The organism is Pseudomonas spartinae (assembly GCF_965197125.1).
GTDB classification, from domain to species: Bacteria; Pseudomonadota; Gammaproteobacteria; order Pseudomonadales; family Pseudomonadaceae; genus Aquipseudomonas; species Aquipseudomonas composti_A.
Map to the genome: position 1 here is coordinate 1 of NZ_CBDAMB010000040.1, position 462 is coordinate 462.

1 protein-coding gene is annotated in these 462 nt (G+C 37.2%); it reads left to right on the forward strand.

The window, feature by feature from the left end; translation table 11 throughout:
* Positions 1-106: 106 nt before the first annotated feature.
* A partial coding sequence (locus tag ACN8M7_RS25960; protein WP_490262628.1) for a hypothetical protein occupies positions 107-462 on the forward strand: 356 nt, incomplete at its 3' end.

Genomic DNA, 462 nt, shown 5'->3' on the forward strand with positions numbered 1-462 from the left:
ATTGAAGAGCTAGACCGCAGTTTTAGTAGTATAGCACGGGCTGAATATAGAAAGAGAGGTTAGAACCATAGAACTAGAAGAATTAGCAAACCTAAAAAGTGAAATCTTGGAGGTCAGAGAGCAAGAACAACCTCCTAGAACGATGTGGGAACTTTATAGTAGGATTTGGGAGCTTGGGGATCAATGGCGTAAGGAAAACTCCTATATCGTCAATGAAGGAAAGAAAAACGAAAGGGTAGAAATCCCACGACCAAGTGTTGCAATCGTAGCCAAAGCGTTACAGGAAATTTGCCATTTTACCTTTATAGGTGAGGGGGTTATAAGTGATATTAGTAAGTTATATCTTTACCATTTGGATTTAGGCCATTATGTATCAAGTAACGACATTTTCCGAAAATTGCTTTTAAAATATGACTCACGTTTGACTTCTAACAAGTTCTTTTTAGAACTTATCTCCTATAT